Source organism: Thioclava sp. NS-SX20 (assembly GCF_057380695.1).
The window spans coordinates 1,914,621-1,931,230 of sequence record NZ_CM170816.1; the positions used below are offsets into that span (position 1 = coordinate 1,914,621).

Genomic DNA, 16,610 nt, shown 5'->3' on the forward strand with positions numbered 1-16,610 from the left:
CTGCGTTCGGTCTCTTGCCCGGAGCAACCGGTCCGACGATTCTCTTCGGCCCATCCTTGAAGCAATATGGCCCGTCGCAGCGTCACAAAACATTCGACCTGCAAAAAACCGCCAAGTCCCTGAATTAACTTTCTTCTGTTAGCGATCACGGGGGTTGCCCTACCTGCCGGAACGGGTTTTCTTGGCGCTGGCCCATTTGCACTGCGCGAATACGCGCAAGAAACAGGACAAGAAATGAACACTCCCGTAGATTTCAATGACCGTATGCTTTCGCTGGGCTTGGCCCGTGTGTCTGAAGCGGCCGCCCATGCCAGCGCCGACCTGATCGGTCGTGGCGACGAGAAAGCCGCCGACCAAGCCGCCGTGAATGCGATGCGCGAGCAGTTGAACATGCTCGACATCAAAGGCGTGGTCGTGATCGGCGAAGGCGAGCGCGACGAAGCGCCCATGCTGTATATCGGCGAGGAAGTCGGCACCGGCCAAGGCCCCGCTGTGGATATCGCGCTTGACCCGCTGGAAGGCACCACGCTGACCGCGCTCGACATGCCCAACGCGCTGACCGTCATCGCGATGGCGCCGCGCGGCACGCTACTGCATGCGCCCGACGTCTATATGGAAAAGCTCGCCATCGGTCCGGGATACGAGAAAGACGTGGTCTCGCTCGAGATGTCCCCCGCCGAGCGGGTGAACGCGCTGGCCAAGGCGCAAGGCGTCACCCCCCGCGATATCACCGTCTGCATTCTCGACCGCGAGCGTCATCAGGAGATGATCAAGGAAGTCCGCTCGACCGGCGCGGCGATCCGCCTGATCACCGATGGCGATGTGGCAGGTGTCATCCATTGCGCCGAAGCCGAGGCCACCGGCATCGACATGTATATGGGGTCCGGCGGCGCGCCCGAGGGCGTTCTGGCGGCATCGGCCCTGAAATGCATGGGCGGCCAGATGTGGGGCAAGCTGCTGTTCCGCAATGACGACGAGAAGGGCCGCGCGGCCAAGGCAGGCATCACCGATCTCGACAAGATCTATTCGCGTGACGAGCTTGTCACCTCGGATGTGATCGTCGCGATGACCGGCGTGACCAATGGCTCGATCGTGAAGGGCGTCAAGCGCGAGCCCGATTACATCGAAACCGAAACGGTGCTGATGCGTTCGAAAACCGGCTCCGTGCGCCGGATGATCTATCGCAACCCCACCAAGCGCAAGTAACCCCACAGACGGCCCCTCAGGGGGCCGTTTTACTTTGCCAAGGCGGCGATCCCCCGGGCCTGCCGGTTTCTTCTGGCGGCGCGCGCCCCTTTTGGCTAGGACTGCCGCCATGAGCGCCTTTCTGAATGTCGAACAATCCCTGACCAATCGCCATTGGGTGGGCCCCGGCCCCGAATCCGATCGGCTGACCGAAGCCATGGTGCAGGAAACCCGCCTGCCCCATCCCCTTGCCCGTATTCTTGTGGCCCGTGGCGTGCCGCCGATGGAGGCCGCAAGCTTCCTTGAGCCCACCCTGCGCGACCTGCTGCCCGATCCGCGCGAGATGCTGGATATGGAGAAAGCCTCGGCCCGCTTTCTGGCCGCGGTGAAGGCCCGCGAGCGCATCGCCATCTTTGCCGATTACGACGTGGATGGCGGCTCTTCTGCCGCCCTGCTGCTGGTCTGGCTGCGGCAGATGGGGCTGGACCCGACGCTGTATATCCCCGACCGGATCGACGAGGGCTATGGCCCGAACGTACCCGCGATGGAGGCCCTTGCGCGCGATCATGACCTGATCATCTGCGTCGATTGCGGCACGCTTTCGCACGAGCCGGTCGCAGCCGCCAAGGGCGCGGATGTGATTATCCTTGACCACCACTTGGGCGGTGAGACCCTGCCCGATTGCGTGGCCTGCGTGAACCCCAACCGGCAGGACGAGACCAAGGATCTGGCACATCTCTGTGCGGCCTCGGTGGTGTTCCTGATGCTGGTCGATGTGAACCGGCTGATGCGCGGCGAGGGCCTGAAGGGGCCGGACCTGATCGCCATGCTGGATCTGGTGGCACTGGCCACGGTGGCCGATGTGGCGCCGCTGATCGGCTGCAACCGCGCCTTGGTGCGGCAGGGGCTGAAGGTGATGGGGCGGCGCGACCGTGTGGGACTGCGCGCCTTGGCGGATGTCTCACGTATGGATCAGGCGCCCAATGCCTATCACTTGGGTTTCCTGCTGGGGCCACGGCTGAATGCGGGCGGGCGGATCGGTGCCGCCGATCTGGGCGCGCGTCTTCTATCGACCACCGACGAGGCCGAGGCGCAGGCGCTGGCCGACCGGCTTGACCAGCTCAACACCGACCGCCGCGACATCGAGAACCGCGTCCGCGAGGCCGCATTGAAACAGGCGGAAGACCGCGGGCTGGATGCGCCTCTGGTCTGGGCCGCAGGCGAGGGCTGGCATCCGGGCGTGGTGGGCATTGTCGCCGCCCGCCTGAAAGAGGCCACCAACCGCCCCGCCGTGGTGATCGGGCTGGATAAGGGCATCGGCAAGGGCTCGGCGCGCTCGGTCAACGGGGTGGACCTTGGTGCCTCTATCCAGCGTGTGGCCGCCGAGGGGCTGTTGCTGAAAGGCGGCGGGCATAAAATGGCCGCAGGTCTGACGGTCGAGGAAGGCAAGCTGGAGGCCGCGATGGAGCGTCTGGCAGAGCTGTTGGCCAAGCAGGGCGCGGGGGCCGGTGGGCCGCGTGATCTGCGCATCGACACGCTGCTGATGCCCGGTGCGGCCACAACCGACCTGATCGAGCAGATCGAACAGGCCGGCCCCTTCGGTCAGGGCGCCCCTGCCCCGCGTTTTGCCTTCCCCGCGATGGAAATTACCGGCGCGCGTCAGGTTGGCGAATCGCATCTGCGATTCTCTTTCGGGGATGGTCTGGGCCAGAAACGCGATGCCATCGCCTTCGGGGCCTTTGATAGCGCCATCGGTCCGGCCCTTGCCAAGCCGGGGGCGACACGATTCCATCTGGCCGGCCGACTGGAAATCAACACCTGGGGCGGCAGAAGCAAGGTTCAACTGCGGCTGGAGGACGCCGCACCCGCTATTGAAACCCTTTGAAAGCGCATATTTTCATGGGTGTTTTCCCCGCGCGCTACGACAGGTGAGAATATCGTGAAAAAACCTCTTGCGCGGCGAAGAAACCTCGACTATCTACCGCCCCACGCCGCAAGCATGGCCCGTTCGTCTATCGGTTAGGACGCCAGGTTTTCAACCTGGAAAGAGGGGTTCGATTCCCCTACGGGCTGCCACTTGCAACGCAGGCGTGTCAGAAATGGCCCGTTCGTCTATCGGTTAGGACGCCAGGTTTTCAACCTGGAAAGAGGGGTTCGATTCCCCTACGGGCTGCCACTGACACCGCCGAACACGCCAGAGTGGCCCGTTCGTCTATCGGTTAGGACGCCAGGTTTTCAACCTGGAAAGAGGGGTTCGATTCCCCTACGGGCTGCCAGCGCATTTCACTCTCACCACCATGAAAACATTAGCAAAGCACGCCTTGGCACTATTTGCACATTGCGGATCCTTACGTCAAATTTTAGTAATGTAATTACATTGCAAAATATTGACCAACGGAGCTTTTCATGACCCTCTTCCGCCTCGCCCTCACTGGCATCTTCGCCTTGGGCCTTGCCCATACAGCCGCCGCCGAGAGCCATATGCATACCCATGCCTCGGATGATATTTATCATGGCTATTTCGAGGATTCGCAAATTGCAGATCGCAACCTTTCGGACTGGGACGGAAGCTGGCAATCGGTTTACCCCTATCTCAAGGATGGCACACTGGATCCCGTCATTGCCCATAAAGCCGAAAGCGGAGATAAATCCGCCGCCGAGTACCGCGCCTATTACGATACAGGCTATAAGACCGACGTCGAACAAATTGATATCAAGGGCGACACCGTGACCTTCCATACCGGCTCCTCGTCCTATAGCGGCACCTATCGCGCCGATGGGCATGAAACCCTGACCTATGCAAAGGGCAATCGCGGTGTGCGCTTCATCTTCAAGAAAGCCGCAGGTGATATGCAAGCCCCTGACTACATCCAGTTTTCCGACCATGCCATTGCACCGCAGAACGCGGTCCATTTCCATCTGTTCTGGGGCAATGACCGCGCCAGCGTCCTCAAGGAGCTGACAAATTGGCCGACCTACTATCCCACCGCGCTCAGCGGTGCGCAGATCGTGCAGGATATGCTGGCCCATTGAACCAAAGGGCCGGAACATCTCCGGCCTTCTCTTTCTGCCCCCAGCACGGACCAATGGCCCTCAGGCGGGCATGGCCAACACAGATCGCCTTCATGCAAAACGCCGCCCCAACCGGAGCGGCGTTTTCTGGTTCACCCGAAACCGATAGCTTCGCCAGCGATGACAGAGCAAGACCCGCCAAGTGGCAGCCGACCCCCCCCGAGGGCAAAATTACGCGGGTGATTTCACAAGGACGATCGCCCGACCGCCAGCGCACTTCACTCAGGCGTTGAAAAGGAAATGCAGAACGTCGCCGTCCTTGACCTCGTAGGTCTTGCCCTCGACGCGGAACTTGCCAGCCTCCTTGGCCCCCGCCTCGCCTTTGCCCGCGACATAGTCATCAAAGGCAATGGTCTCGGCACGGATGAAACCACGCTCGAAATCGCCGTGGATCACGCCTGCCGCCTGCGGCGCTAGCGTGCCCTGCGGAATCGTCCATGCACGCGCCTCTTTCGGCCCAACGGTGAAATAGGTCTGCAACCCCAGCAACTCGTAGCCTGCGCGGATCAGACGGTCGAGACCCGCTTCCTCAAGCCCCATTTCGCCCAAGAACATCTCGGCTTCCTCGGCCTCGAGCTGGCTGATCTCTTCCTCGATCTTGGCCGAAATCACCACCGTGCCCGCGCCCTGCGCCGCCGCCATCTCGGCCACTTTGGCTGAAAGAGAATTGCCGGTGGAGGCCGAGCTTTCTTCCACGTTGCAGACATAGAGGATCGGCTTCGAGGTCAATAGCTGCAGCATGCGCCACGCTTTCTGGTCGTCTTCCGAAACCTGCACCGTGCGTGCCGGACGGCCCGCCTCCAGCGCCTCTTTCGCGGCCAGCAGCAGTTTCTCCTGCTCTTTCGCTTCCTTATCGCCACCGCGGATCTTGCGCACAAGATTGGCCAGACGCTTCTCGATCGACTCGAGATCGGCGATCATCAACTCCGTCTCGATGGTCTCCGCATCGGCCACCGGATCGATGCGACCGTCGACATGGGTCACATCGTCATCCTCGAAACAGCGCAGCACCTGCGCAATGGCATCGGTCTCGCGGATATTGGCCAGAAACTGGTTGCCCAGACCTTCCCCTTTGGACGCGCCCTTCACCAGACCCGCGATATCGACAAAGGTCATACGAGTCGGGATGATCTCTTTCGACCCCGCGATCTCAGCCAGCTTATCGAGACGCGGATCGGGAACTGCGACCTCGCCCACATTCGGTTCGATCGTGCAGAACGGAAAATTCGCCGCCTGCGCCGCTGCCGTCTTGGTCAGCGCGTTGAACAGGGTCGACTTGCCGACATTCGGCAGACCCACGATACCCATCTTGAAGCCCATCACGCTCTCCTTGGCAAAACGGTCCTGAAATTCTCGCCCCCTAGTAAAGCGCAGGCGCATTTCATGCAAGATTGACCCGCGCTTGAAGGCAATCCGGCCTTGCGGGCGCTAGACAAGCCCCGCGCCTTGCGCGAAAAGAGGCGCAAAGCTTAGGGAGCATGTCATGACCACCACCCGCATCGATACCAAGTTCGCGGCCCTGAAAGCCGAAGGGAAGAAAGCCTTTGTCGCGTATATCATGGGCGGCGACCCAGATGTGGCACACTCTCTCGAGGTCATGAAAGCCCTGCCCGCCGCCGGCGTGGATATTATCGAACTGGGCATGCCCTTCACCGATCCGATGGCGGATGGGGCCACCATCCAGCTTGCCGGCCAACGCGCGCTGGATGGCGGCATGACGCTGCAGAAAACGCTGGATATGGCAACGGAATTCCGCAAAACCGATGATACCACCCCGATTGTGATGATGGGCTATTACAACCCGATCTATTCGCGCGGCGTGGACAAGTTCCTGATCGACGCCAAAGCGGCAGGAATTGACGGATTGATCGTCGTGGACCTGCCGCCCGAAGAAGATGAAGAGCTGTGCATTCCGGCGCAGAAAGCCGGAATCAACTTCATCCGTTTGGCCACCCCCACAACTGACGCGAAGCGCCTGCCCAAAGTGCTGCAGAACACCTCCGGCTTTGTCTATTACGTATCGGTTACCGGCATCACCGGTGCCGCGGCAGCCCAACCGCGCGACGTAGCCCCCGAAGTGGCCCGCATCAAGGCCTCGACCGATCTGCCGGTGATCGTGGGCTTTGGCATCAACACCCCCGATGCAGCCCGCGACATTGCCGCTATTGCAGACGGCTGTGTGGTCGGTTCAGCTATTGTCAAGGAAGTTGCCGCGGGCAAAGGCACAGAAGACATCGCAACATTTGTCGCAGCGCTTGCTGCGGGTGCCCATTCCGCCTGATCCATCGCGTCGGAAAAGGGGGCTCTGCCCCCAGCGCCTGACGGCGCCTCCCCCGGGATATTTCAGGCAGCTGGAAAACAGGAAAGACGCATGGGCGTATCGGCCGCCTCATTGATACATCGGCGGTGCAATCCCATGCGCCTCCCGTCTGTCCATCTGCACGGCCATCGGCGTCCCCGCCTGTTCCGCCTCTCAACTTTGAAACAATAGTCTTAAATTTACCCTAATGTTTCCAGCTGCCCGAAATATCCTCGGGGGATGAATTGCGGCTTCAGCCGCAAGAAGGGGGCAGACAGCCCCCTTTCGCAACATCTCTGCCATGCAGCATTGTTCAATTGCCATCTCCGAGCGGCATTGCTAAGCCATGAACAAAATTAACTTTCGGAGTGTTTTCTATGGCCGTTATCACTTGCATCGACGATCTTAAACGTCTTCACAAACGCCGCACGCCGAAGATGTTTTACGATTATGCCGAGAGCGGCTCCTATACCGAGCAGACGTTTCGCGAGAACACCACCGATTTCCAGAAGATCCGTCTGCGCCAGAAAGTGGCCGTAGATATGGAGGGGCGCTCGACCGCGACCAAAATGATCGGGCGCGATGTCGCGATGCCTGTCGCCCTGGCCCCTGTCGGGCTAACGGGGATGCAGCGCGCCGATGGCGAGATCAAGGCGGCCCGGGCAGCGGAAAAGGCCGGCGTCCCCTTCACATTGTCGACGATGTCGATCTGCTCGATCGAGGATGTGGCCGCCCATACGACCGATCCGTTCTGGTTCCAGCTTTATGTGATGAAGGACGAAGACTTCGTGGATGCCACGCTGGAGCGCGCCAAAAAGGCGGGCTGTAGTGCGCTGGTGCTGACGCTGGATCTCCAGATCCTCGGCCAGCGGCACAAGGATCTGAAAAACGGTCTGACCGCCCCGCCGAAACTGACCCTGCCCGTTCTGCTGGATCTGGCCACAAAATGGCAATGGGGCTTCGAGATGCTGCAGACCAAGCGGCGCTTCTTCGGCAATATCGTGGGCCATGCGAAGGGCGTGAGCGATGCCTCGAGCCTTGGCAGCTGGACCGCCGAGCAGTTCGACCCCAAGCTCGACTGGTCAAAAATCGCCCGCATTCGTGACCAATGGGGCGGCAAGCTGATCCTGAAGGGGATCCTTGATGAGGATGATGCCCGACTGGCACGCGATTTCGGGGCCGATGCGATGATCGTGTCGAACCATGGCGGGCGTCAGCTGGACGGGGCGCTGAGCGCCATCCGTATGCTGCCGAAGATCCGCGAGGCCGTAGGGCCGGAGATGGAAATCTTTATGGATAGCGGCATCCGTTCGGGGCAGGATGTGCTCAAGGCTCTGGCCTTGGGGGCCAATTCCACCTTCATCGGCCGCGCCTTCATTCATGGTCTGGGCGCGATGGGCGAGCAGGGCGTGGCCACGGCGCTGGAGATCATCCGCAAAGAGCTGGATATCACCATGGCCCTGTGCGGCGAGAAGAACGTGCATGATCTGGGGCGTCACAACGTGCTTCTGCCCACGGGCTTCCTGGACGAATACGCCTGAGACGGCCGTTTTGGGCTTGCCATAAAGGGGATTCTCGCCTAATGGCAGGCGCTCATGGGTCGCACCCTTGGAGGCGGCCCTTTTACATTCCATATTCGGAGATAGCAAAATGGCAAAAGAGATCGAAACGATCGAAGCCGTCGTGCGTTCGGGGACGGGCAAGGGGGCCGCTCGCGCAGCACGTCGTGAGGGCAAAGTACCTGCAATCGTTTACGGCGATGGTAAAGAACCGCTGGCACTGAACCTCGAGTTCAACCCGCTTCTGACCCGTCTGCGCAAAGGCCGCTTCCTGTCGACCCTGTTCAACCTGAAGGTCGAAGGTCAGGAAGACGTCCGCGTGATCTGCCGCGGCGTTCAAAAAGACGTCGTCAAAGACCTGCCGACCCACGTCGACTTCATGCGCACCCACCGCAACTCGCGCATCGCACTCTTCGTGCATGTCGAGTTCGTGAACCACGAAGCCGCACCGGGCCTCAAGCGCGGTGGCGTTCTGACCATCGTGCGTCAGGAAGTCGAGCTGGAAGTTCTGGCCGGTGATATCCCCGAGCAGATCGTTGTCGATCTGACCGGCAAGAAAATCGGCGACGTGATCCACATCTCCGAAGTCTCGCTGCCCAATGGCGCGAAACCGACCATCGACCGCGACTTCGTCATCGCAAACATCGCAGCGCCCAAAGGCCTTGGCGGTGGTGACGACGAAGAAGAAGCCGAAGGCGAAGCCGCAGCTGAATAATCTGCGCGCAGACCTCTGTCTGACGGAACGCGGGGCCAATGGCTCCGCGTTTTGCATTGCAAGAGAAGGAGATCAGGCCAGCGCCGCCTCGCCCGCAAAGGCAAGCCCCTCATATTCCCAGCCCATCAAGCCGCCCAGCATGATCTTCACGGGCCGCCCGAGCCGCGCAATCGCCAGCGCCGCCTGCTCGGCTGCATTGCAATGCGGACCAGAGCAATAGACCACAAAAAGGGTGTCTTGCGGCCAGTCAGCCAGCCGCTCTGCCGTGATCATGCGATGCGGCATGAACACCGCGTTCGGGATATGGCGGCGGGCATAGGTGTCCGGCGTCCCCATCACATGCAACAGAACGAAGCCGCCATCGGCGTCGTGCACATCATGGCAATCGGTATGCAGCGCGCATTGGGGTTCCAGCAGCGCCACGACATCGGCGGCAGCAACAGGCGGGCGGGACAGAACAGCATTCATTTCGAAACTCCTTTTCTCGATAAGGCCAGATTGCCAGACCCTGCCCCATCGCGTAAGATGGCGGAATGACAACGCAAGACAATATCCTGCCACTTCTGCCTTTGCAGCCGATCGCCAATAACCGTGTCGTGGCGCTGATCTATGACGGGCTATGCACCTTCGAATTCGGTGTCACCGCCGAGATTTTCGGCCTCCCGCGTCCCGAGATGGGCCCGCATTGGTACCGGTTCCGCACAGCGGCGATCGAGCCGGGCCCGCTCCGCGCGCATGGCGGGCTGAGTGTCAGTACCGATGGCGGGCTGGAACTGCTGGAGGAGGCAGGCCTGATTGTCATCCCCGGCTGGCGCGGCGCGCATACCCCCGCCCCGCCCGCACTGACAGCCGCGCTGATTGCAGCCCATGCGCGCGGAGCGCGGATTGCCACGATCTGTTCGGGCGCTTTTGTGCTGGCCCAGACGGGGCTGCTCGACGGCCACAGCGCCACCACCCACTGGCGCTATGCCAAAGATTTTGCGGCCCGCTATCCGGATGTCACCCTGCGGGCCGACAATCTCTATACCGATGATGCCCCGCTTTATACCTCTGCGGGCTCGGCGGCGGGGCTGGATCTGGGGCTGCATATCGTACGGCAGGATTTCGGCGCGGAGGCCGCCAATTCGGTCGCCCGCCGCCTCGTCATCGCCTCCCATCGCGATGGCGGGCAGAACCAGTTCCTGCCCCGCCCTGTCCCGCGCGCCACTGAGGCCGACAGGATCGCGCCCCTGCTGGACCGGCTGCGCCAGAACCTCACCCATACCCCCACCATCAGCAGCCTCGCCAACGCCTGCGCCATGAGCGAGCGCACTTTCCTCAGGCGCTTTCTCGACGCCACAGGCACCACCCCGATCCGCTTCCTCAACGAAGAGCGTCTCAGACAGGCCGCCCTCCTCCTCGAAGCCCCCACCCCAAGCATCGACCAGATCGCCGAGAGCTGCGGCTTCGGCTCCGCCGCGCTCCTGCGCCACCACTTCCGCAAACGCTATGGCGTGGCCCCTGCCACTTGGCGTCAGCGCTTCGGCCAGATAGAAAGCGCCTGACGCTAATTTTCCAGCTGCCCGAAATATCCCGGGGGTGAATGGCGCGGGCACCGCGCCAGAGGGGGCAGAGCCCCCAGCCCCTCACGGCAACGGGCCGCATGAACCGAAGGACAGAACATATGCAACTCTGGGTAGGCCTCGGAAATCCCGGTGCGAAATATGCCGGAACCCGACATAACATCGGCTTCATGGCGCTTGACCGCATCGCTGAAGACCACGGCTTCGGCCCGTGGAAATCCAAATTCCAAGGCCAGATCAGCGAGGGCCGCTTGGGCTCCGAGCGTATCGTGCTGCTCAAGCCCGAGACCTTCATGAACAATTCCGGCCAGTCGGTCCGCGCGGCAGCCGATTTCTACAAATTCACCGTGGCGGATCTGACGGTTTTCCATGATGAACTCGACCTCGCGCCGGGCAAATGCCGTTTAAAACAGGGCGGAGGCCATGCGGGCCATAACGGGCTGCGCTCGATCCATGCGCATCTCTCGCCCGATTACCAGCGCGTGCGGCTGGGCATCGGCCACCCGGGCCATAAAGACCGCGTGGCGGGCTATGTGCTGGCCGATTTTGCCAAATCCGAAGAGCAGATGCTGGATGACCTGATGCGCGGCCTCTCGGACGGCGCCACAGCTCTAGCCTCGGGCGACGGGCAGAAATTCCTCAACGCCGTCAGCCTGCGCACCGCGCCCCCCCGCAGTTCAACGGGCACACGCCCCGAAAAGATCCAGACCGAGCGCCCCGCCAAACCTGCCGCCGCGCCGGAAGACACCCGCTCGCCGCTGGAAAAGCTGAAAGACAAGTTCGGGAGATAGTCCTCAGACAAGGACTGCCGTTGATCTATGCTCGGAGCGGTTAGAAAAAAGGATCGCTCCAAGTGCATTTTTTCAAAGCCTTAAAAGACACCCCGCCCTTTGTCAGCGGACTTCTGATTGGCTTTTTTGCTGGCCATCACCACCTATGCGCTGGCCGATAGTCATTTCCGCTCAGAACTCTTCTCTCAATGGGCAACCTTCATCGGCGCAGGGGCTACGCTGATAGCCGGCGCGGCTGCATGGATATCAGCCATGAGGGCTGCGCGTACATCTGAAGCAATCGGCCTCGTGTCGGATGCAGCACGGCATGTCGAGGCTTTGCTAAATGCGCGGCATAAAATTTATACTGCGGCAGATGCACGACCCTTCGTAACCAGCCTTGCAACTGAGCTTACCGTTGTTTCCCGAGCCTTGGGAACAGGCGCATTAAAAACAGAGCAGCAGCTAAAGAACGAGTTCTCGACCAGTTCTACGCCGGTCGCACAGTCTCATATCGCCTTATACGAAGCCGCTGGTGCCCTCTCTGTTGGCTACGTAACGCTGTTCTCGGCAGCAGAGCATTGTGTGACCAGATTGTCGGCACCACCCATCACAGCGGTGTGCAGCGCAGCCGACACGGCCGATACGCCAGACAGCTAGTGGCTATGGGTATCTACGACAGCCGCCACAGTGACCTTCTGACGCGCGATGCGGACTGACAAGCCCTGCCAAAAAGGCAGAGCTTGCCAAAGGATCACCTCACCAATGACCCGTGTTTTCCATGCTGGCCCAAGGCTCGGCGGGGGCGAGGGCATCGCCCATTTGTAGCAGCTCGATCGACACATTATCGGGCGAGCGCACAAAGGCCATATGGCCGTCGCGCGGCGGGCGGTTGATCGTGATGCCCGCCTCTTGCAGCTTGGCACAGATGTCGTAGATATTCTCGACCCGATAGGCCAGATGCCCGAAGTGGCGGCTGTCCGAGGGCAGACCGCTATCACCATCCCAGTTCCACGTCAGCTCGACATCGGCACGGCCATCTTCTTGGCCCGGCGGGCACATGAAGACCAGCGTGAAGCGGCCCTTGTCATTTTCGACACGGCGGCGCTCGATCAGACCCAGAAGTTTGAAAAACCCGATCGTCTTTTCCAGATCCAGCACGCGGACCATCGTGTGTAGATATTCGACCTTCATCGCAGGCTCCTTTCGTTCATGCGCAACCTAGCTTATGAACTTGCGACGACAAGACTTGTCCGTGCGTCGTCGGCCCTAGGCACTTGGCCAATTCTTCCTTTCCGCGTAACAGGAGAAAGATTTGGCGCCTCGGACGATTCTGCGGTCCGGCGCGCCAATGGAGAGATAACCCAGAGACCGGAGACCGCCATGACGCTTACCCCCGAACAGCTTGCCGATATCGAGGAACAGCGCGCGCTGTCGCAGCCGACCCGCCGCGCGGTCTCGCCGGGGATGGAAGAGCGCCTGTATACCGCGCATCCGGTGCTCGATCACGGGCTGATCCGCGTCATCGACTATATGGGCGATGATAATGCTATCACGCAGGCCGCGCGCGTCAGCTATGGCCGTGGCACCAAGAAGGTCTCGGATGACCGCGGGCTGATCCGCTATCTGATGCGCCACTGGCACTCGACCCCCTTCGAGATGTGCGAAGTGAAGTTCCATGTGAAGCTGCCGGTCTTTGTCGCCCGCCAGTGGATCCGCCACCGCACCGCCAATGTGAATGAATATTCGGCGCGCTATTCGATCCTCGACCGCGAGTTCTATATCCCCGAGCCTGACCAGCTGGCGGCGCAATCCACCGTCAACCATCAGGGCCGTGGCGCGGTTCTGCAAGGCGCCGAGGCAGCACGCGTGCTGGACATGCTGCGCGAGGATGCGATGCGGTCCTACGACCACTATGAGGACATGCTGACCGCCGATGAGGACGCCGGCAAACAGGGGCTGGCGCGCGAATTGGCGCGGATGAACCTGCCCACCAATATCTATACCCAATGGTATTGGAAGGTAGACCTGCACAATCTCTTCCACTTCCTGCGCCTGCGTGCCGATGCCCATGCGCAATATGAGATCCGCGTCTATGCCGAGACCATGTGCGATATCGTCAAGGACTGGGTGCCTGCCGCCTATGAGGCCTTCGAGGATTACCGTCTGGGCGGGGTCAACCTGTCAGGCCGCGCGGTCGAGGTGCTCAAGCGCCGCCTTGCGGGCGAAACCGTCACCGCCGAGACTTCGGGCATGTCCAAAGGCGAATGGCGCGAATTCGAAGCCATCTGGGGCTGATGGCGGGGCTTGAACGCTTTCTGAAAGAACAGGAGCGCGACTTTCCGGTCGCGCTTTCGGAATTGCAGGCCGGTCGCAAGCGCGGCCACTGGATGTGGTGGATTTTTCCGCAACTGGCCAGTCTGGGCATATCGCCGCGATCAAAGGAATTCGGGTTGGCCGATATGTCGGAAGCCCGCGCCTATCTGGACAACCAGACTTTGCAAACACGGCTCAGCGCCGCTTGCAAAGCCGTGCTACAACATCCAGAAAAAGATATAGACGACATTCTGGGAACGGTCGATGCGCGCAAGTTACGCTCCTGCATGACGCTGTTCGAAATGGCTGAAACCGACGCAAAGTCGGACAGCGGTGCCATATTCACTCGTGTTCTTGTCACTTTTTACAATGGCAGCCGCTGCCCTCGCACGCTCGAGCAGCTTTAACCTTCAGGGGCGATATCTTCCCCTGCACTGGCTAAATACACATATACCGGTCTACTCGTGACACACGGCGGAGGCGTTACTCGTTAACACTTGAAACATTGCCTCCGCCGCCGCCCCGATATATTTCCGAGGCATGTTTGTTTTAGCATCTGCAAACAAGTTTTGTAAAATTAAAACAATTAAAATGCTTAATTTTCAGTTACTTATCAGGGTTACGTTAAGCCAGCTTGGCAACCCATGTTGATAGCGCCGCAAGCGATTTTGGCTCGTCCAGAAACGGAATATGCGCCCGATCCGCGACTTCCGCGAAGATCATATCCGGCCTGAGCTGCTGCATTTTTGCTGCGGTCTGCGCGCTCAATAGCACCGAATTCGCTCCGCGAATCAGACAAAGCGGCAGCTCTGCGAAAGCTTCGAAGAACGGCCAAGCCTCGGGCAGATCACCTTTGAAGTCCTTCAGGAAAGGCTCGCGCAACGCAGGGTCGTAACGCAGGCGCAGGCCTTCGGGGGTTTCCAGATAATGGTGACGCACCTCCTGCGCCCAGCGGCTGGCGGGAACATTTGCAAAGCCCACCATCAGATCGGGCAGACGCGCGGCCATAGCATCATAGGTCTTCGCAGCAGGATTGCGCCCGAGATAGTCGAAAATCGCATTCAGCCCCGCCGTTTCAAGCTTTGGCCCCACGTCATTCAGGCAGGCCCCCAGCAGCCGGTCATGCGCAACAGCCGCCAGATACATCGCAATCAGCCCCCCGCGCGAGGTGCCCAGAATCGCCGCCTTCTCCAACCCCAGATGGTCCAGAAGCGCCAGCGCATCGGCCCCCTCTTGCGGCACGGTATAGGTAGCAGCCCCCGTAAACTCCGACTGCCCGCGCCCGCGGTAATCCATGCGGATCAACCGCACGCCCATGTCCAGCAGATAGGGCGCCACATAGTCGAAATCGGCCATATTGCGGGTCAGCCCCGAGAGCGCCAGCACCGGCACCCCCTGCCCCTCGTCACGATAGGCCAGTTTCGCACCATCGGCGGCGGTAAAGAATTGCGTCATCGGGAAATCCTCCTATGTCCTATGCTCAGGATAGGCCTGCGCGCCCCGAGCGCCATGAAAAAGGGGCGGTCCGCCGCCCCTTCGCCTTCACGTTGGCTTCAGACGCCTAGTCGCCGCGCGGGAAGCGCTTGTTGGATTCCAGCACATTGAGGTCCATGTGATTGCGCATATAGGCCTCGGAGGCATCCTTCAGCGGCTGGTAATCCCACGGATAATAGCCGCCCTGACGCAGCGCATCATAGACCACCCAGCGCCGCGCCTGCGAGGCCCGCACATCCGCATCATAGCGGTCCAGATCCCAGCGCGCCTCGGCCTCGGCTTTCATCGCGTGATAGGCCTGCGAATGGGCGGGGTCACCTGCTAGGTTCACCAGTTCATGCGGATCAGCCCCCAGATGGAAAAACTGGTCGGGGTCCAGCTTACACAGGTTCAGCTTGTAATCTCCCTGCCGCAGGCTGACGAGCGGCGCGTAGGACCCTTCGGCGGCATATTCCATCTTCACCGCCGTCTCGCGCGTGCCGCCTTTGGCCAAGGCCAGCAGGCTTTCGCCATCCAGCCAAGGCGCGATTTCCTGCAGGTCGATCCCTGCCAGATCGCACAGCGTCGGCGTCACATCGATGGTGGAGACAGGCGTCTCGACCAGACGCGGCGCGACCCCGCTGGCCGCCATCATCAATGGCACCCGCGCCGAGCCCTCGTAGAAGTTCATCTTGAACCACAACCCGCGCTCGCCCAGCATATCGCCATGATCCGAGACAAAGAGGATGATCGCCTCTTGGCCGGTGCTTTCCAGCGCCTCCATGATCTCGCCGATCTTATCGTCGCAATACGAGATATTGGCGAAATAGGCGCGGCGGCTGTCGCGGATATCCTCTTGGGTGATGTTGAAATTGCGCCAGTCATTGGCGTCAAAGATGCGCTTGGAGTGGTTGTCCTGATTGTCATAGCCCATATCGGGGACCGTGGGCATCAGATGCTCGCAATCCTCATAGAGATCCCAGTATTTCTTGCGCGCCACGTAAGGGTCATGCGGATGGGTCATGCTGACGGTCAGCATCCACGGGCGGTTGTCCAACCCGCGCGCCAGATCATAGACCTTCATCTTCGCCTCATGGGCGACATTGTCGTCATATTCCAGCTGGTTAGAGATCTCGCCCACGCCTGCGCCGGTGACCGAGCCCATATTGTGATACCACCAGTCGATCCGCTCGCCCGGCTTGCGGTAATCCGGCGTCCAGCCGAAATCGGCGGGGTAGATATCGGTGGTCAGGCGGCTCTCGAACCCATGCAGCTGGTCAGGCCCCACGAAATGCATCTTGCCTGAAAGACAGGTCTGATAGCCTGCCCGACGCAGGTGATGCGCGAAGGTCGGGATATCGGAGCGGAACTCGGCGGCATTGTCATACACCCCCGTCGAGCTGGGCAGCTGCCCCGACATGAAGGCCGCCCGCCCCGGAGCGCAAAGCGGCGAGCCCGTATAGGCATTGGCAAAGCGCACCGACCGTGCCGCCAGCTTCTTGAGATTCGGCGCATGCAGCCACTCTGCCGGACCATCGGGGAACAGGGTGCCGTTGAGCTGATCCACCATAAAGATCAGGATATTCGGTTGCGACATCGCGGGGGCCACTCCTCGTTGATTTGAAAATCTCATCAGACCTGCCCAGAAAGCAGGCTTGA

Annotated in this window: 16 protein-coding genes and 3 tRNA genes; 14 read left to right on the forward strand and 5 right to left on the reverse strand. The window is 60.8% G+C overall.

The features are described 5' to 3' along the window. Positions 1-234: 234 nt before the first annotated feature. From glpX to AC2ISB_RS09280, 6 genes are all read left to right on the forward strand, one after another. Positions 235-1,206: a class II fructose-bisphosphatase gene (glpX, locus tag AC2ISB_RS09255; protein WP_339107931.1), complete on the forward strand. Its 972-nt coding sequence runs from the start codon at positions 235-237 to the stop codon at positions 1,204-1,206. A 109-nt stretch (positions 1,207-1,315) separates the two neighbouring features. Beyond that, positions 1,316-3,070: a single-stranded-DNA-specific exonuclease RecJ gene (gene recJ / locus AC2ISB_RS09260; protein WP_486574780.1), complete on the forward strand. Its 1,755-nt coding sequence runs from the start codon at positions 1,316-1,318 to the stop codon at positions 3,068-3,070. 116 nt (positions 3,071-3,186) lie between these two features. After that, positions 3,187-3,261 (forward strand) — tRNA-Glu (locus AC2ISB_RS09265). Between the two features lie 25 nt (positions 3,262-3,286). Next, a tRNA-Glu gene (locus tag AC2ISB_RS09270) sits at positions 3,287-3,361 on the forward strand. A 25-nt stretch (positions 3,362-3,386) separates the two neighbouring features. Continuing rightward, positions 3,387-3,461 (forward strand) — tRNA-Glu (locus AC2ISB_RS09275). Positions 3,462-3,666: 205 nt separating this feature from the next. Further along, positions 3,667-4,218, forward strand: coding sequence for a metal-binding protein ZinT (locus AC2ISB_RS09280; RefSeq protein WP_486576784.1), 552 nt, complete (start codon positions 3,667-3,669; stop codon positions 4,216-4,218). 261 nt (positions 4,219-4,479) lie between these two features. Here AC2ISB_RS09280 and ychF read toward each other — a convergent pair whose 3' ends face one another. Then, the gene (gene ychF, locus AC2ISB_RS09285) at positions 4,480-5,577 is read right to left on the reverse strand and encodes a redox-regulated ATPase YchF (protein ID WP_339107934.1); all 1,098 of its coding nucleotides are present in this window, start codon (positions 5,575-5,577) and stop codon (positions 4,480-4,482) included. 163 nt (positions 5,578-5,740) lie between these two features. Between ychF and trpA the strand changes: the two genes are divergently transcribed. The 3 genes from trpA to AC2ISB_RS09300 all read left to right on the forward strand — a co-directional run bounded on the left by trpA (position 5,741) and on the right by AC2ISB_RS09300 (position 8,830). Next, positions 5,741-6,538 (forward strand): tryptophan synthase subunit alpha, encoded by a 798-nt coding sequence (trpA, locus tag AC2ISB_RS09290; protein WP_339107935.1) that lies wholly within the window; start codon positions 5,741-5,743, stop codon positions 6,536-6,538. Between the two features lie 395 nt (positions 6,539-6,933). Next, on the forward strand, positions 6,934-8,097 hold the full coding sequence (locus AC2ISB_RS09295; protein WP_339107936.1) for an alpha-hydroxy acid oxidase: 1,164 nt from the start codon (positions 6,934-6,936) through the stop codon (positions 8,095-8,097). Positions 8,098-8,206: 109 nt separating this feature from the next. Beyond that, positions 8,207-8,830 (forward strand): 50S ribosomal protein L25/general stress protein Ctc, encoded by a 624-nt coding sequence (locus AC2ISB_RS09300; RefSeq protein WP_406736178.1) that lies wholly within the window; start codon positions 8,207-8,209, stop codon positions 8,828-8,830. A 72-nt stretch (positions 8,831-8,902) separates the two neighbouring features. Here the strand turns inward: AC2ISB_RS09300 and AC2ISB_RS09305 are convergent, their stop codons facing one another. Continuing rightward, the gene (locus AC2ISB_RS09305) at positions 8,903-9,298 is read right to left on the reverse strand and encodes a rhodanese-like domain-containing protein (RefSeq protein WP_486574781.1); all 396 of its coding nucleotides are present in this window, start codon (positions 9,296-9,298) and stop codon (positions 8,903-8,905) included. 65 nt (positions 9,299-9,363) lie between these two features. Between AC2ISB_RS09305 and ftrA the strand changes: the two genes are divergently transcribed. From ftrA to AC2ISB_RS09320, 3 genes are all read left to right on the forward strand, one after another. After that, positions 9,364-10,374, forward strand: a complete 1,011-nt coding sequence (ftrA, locus tag AC2ISB_RS09310; protein WP_486574782.1) for a transcriptional regulator FtrA — start codon at positions 9,364-9,366, stop codon at positions 10,372-10,374. Positions 10,375-10,493: 119 nt separating this feature from the next. Continuing rightward, the gene (pth, locus tag AC2ISB_RS09315; protein ID WP_406736175.1) at positions 10,494-11,183 is read left to right on the forward strand and encodes an aminoacyl-tRNA hydrolase; all 690 of its coding nucleotides are present in this window, start codon (positions 10,494-10,496) and stop codon (positions 11,181-11,183) included. A 117-nt stretch (positions 11,184-11,300) separates the two neighbouring features. Next, complete coding sequence (locus AC2ISB_RS09320) at positions 11,301-11,822, forward strand: hypothetical protein (RefSeq protein WP_486574783.1); 522 nt, start codon at positions 11,301-11,303, stop codon at positions 11,820-11,822. Positions 11,823-11,921: 99 nt separating this feature from the next. On the opposite strand, the gene AC2ISB_RS09325 is transcribed toward AC2ISB_RS09320, so the two are convergent. After that, entirely contained in the window at positions 11,922-12,356 is a 435-nt protein-coding gene (locus tag AC2ISB_RS09325; RefSeq protein WP_486574785.1) for a VOC family protein, read from the reverse strand. Between the two features lie 189 nt (positions 12,357-12,545). Between AC2ISB_RS09325 and thyX the strand changes: the two genes are divergently transcribed. Next, positions 12,546-13,460, forward strand: coding sequence for an FAD-dependent thymidylate synthase (gene thyX, locus AC2ISB_RS09330; protein WP_339107943.1), 915 nt, complete (start codon positions 12,546-12,548; stop codon positions 13,458-13,460). Beyond that, entirely contained in the window at positions 13,460-13,885 is a 426-nt protein-coding gene (locus AC2ISB_RS09335) for a DUF1810 domain-containing protein (RefSeq protein ID WP_339107944.1), read from the forward strand. Before thyX ends, AC2ISB_RS09335 begins: the two co-directional genes overlap by 1 nt. A gap of 217 nt (positions 13,886-14,102) precedes the next feature. Here AC2ISB_RS09335 and AC2ISB_RS09340 read toward each other — a convergent pair whose 3' ends face one another. Continuing rightward, complete coding sequence (locus AC2ISB_RS09340) at positions 14,103-14,933, reverse strand: alpha/beta fold hydrolase (RefSeq protein WP_486574788.1); 831 nt, start codon at positions 14,931-14,933, stop codon at positions 14,103-14,105. Positions 14,934-15,039: 106 nt separating this feature from the next. Further along, on the reverse strand, positions 15,040-16,548 hold the full coding sequence (gene betC / locus AC2ISB_RS09345; RefSeq protein WP_486574790.1) for a choline-sulfatase: 1,509 nt from the start codon (positions 16,546-16,548) through the stop codon (positions 15,040-15,042). Between the last annotated feature and the right edge of the window lie 62 nt (positions 16,549-16,610).